Here is a 1388-nt window from a genome sequence, read left to right as displayed (position 1 = left end):
GTTCCGGATCCGTTGCTGACGCCGGCGGCTTTGTCGCTCTCTCCCGCGTTCCTCGCCATCGTGATTGCGGGCGTTGCGCTTTCGGTGCTCGGCATGAGCCTGGTCGGCGTGCTCGCGGACCGCCGCCTCGCGCTGCGCACGCGCCGCTTCGAGGAAATCATCAGCCAGCTTTCGCTGGCGCGGCAGCAGGTCGAGGCGTCGCAGAAGGAGCTGGAAGAGCAGAGGTTGCGGCTGGATACGGCGATGAACCACATGGGTGAGGGCCTCTGCATGTTCGATGCGGAGAAACGCCTCGTCGTGTGCAATGACCGCTATGCCAAGATGTATCGGCTGCCGCCCGAGCTGCTGCTGCCCGGCGCGGCGCATCGCGCGATCATCACGCATCGGATCGCCAACGGCATTCTCAAGGGCGAGACCAGCGACAGCGCCGCAACGCAGGTGCTCGCGACATTGAATGCGTTGCCGGCCGATGAGATCAGCAGCCGGGTCGACGAGCTCGCCGACGGCCGGCTGATCTGCGTGACGCGGCAGCCGATGCCCGGCGGCGGCTGGGTGGCGACGCATCGCGACGTCACCGAGCAGCGGCGCTCCGAGGCAAAGATCACCTACATGGCGCAACACGACGCGCTGACCGATCTGCCGAATCGCGTGCTGCTCAGGGAGTGGATGGAGCAGGCGCTCTCCGGCGCGAGGTGCGGCGGGCCGAGCCTTGCGGGGCTGATGCTCGATCTCGATCGCTTCAAGGACGTCAATGACACGCTCGGACATCCGGCAGGCGACGCGCTGCTGAAGTCGGTGGCCGCGCGGTTGCGCAGGTGCGTCGGCGAAACCACGCTGGTCGCGCGGCTCGGCGGCGACGAGTTCGCGGTGATCGACTACGTCAGCGATCCGGTCCCGGAAGCGGGCTTGCTCGCCGAGAAGATCAGAAAGGCGCTCAGCGTGCCGATCGATCTCGGCCATCACCGGGTGACCACCACGACCAGCATCGGCATCGCGATCGCTCCGCGCGACGGTACCGATTCGGACGAGGTCCTGAGAAGCGCCGATCTTGCGCTTTATTCGGCCAAGAGCGCCGGGCGCGGCTCGTTCCGCTTCTTCGAGCCGGAGCTCGACCGGCTGCTGCAGGCCCGGCGCGGCCTCGAGCGCGACATGCGCAGCGCGCTCGCCAACGGCGAGTTCGAGTTGCACTATCAGCCGTTCATCCACGTCGCGAGCGGGGAGACCTGCGGCTTCGAAGCGCTGTTGCGGTGGCATCACCCGCAACACGGTATGGTGTCGCCGGTGCAGTTCATTCCGCTGGCGGAAGAGACCGGCCTGATCGTGCCGCTCGGCGAATGGGTGCTGCGTACCGCGTGTGCGGAGGCCGCAAAATGGCCCGACGACCTCAA

The 1388-nt window shown here is 67.2% G+C and carries 1 protein-coding gene; it reads left to right on the top strand.

The window, feature by feature from the left end:
• Window positions 1-1388: putative bifunctional diguanylate cyclase/phosphodiesterase (locus FNJ47_RS46075; RefSeq protein ID WP_163163415.1), on the top strand; the 1388-nt coding region annotated here is incomplete at both ends.

The sequence above is a fragment of the Bradyrhizobium uaiense genome (genome assembly GCF_010811875.1).
Classification (GTDB): Bacteria; Pseudomonadota; Alphaproteobacteria; order Rhizobiales; family Xanthobacteraceae; genus Bradyrhizobium; species Bradyrhizobium uaiense.
The sequence above is the reverse complement of the archived record's forward strand: the minus strand, read 5'-3'. Positions and strand labels throughout refer to the sequence as shown.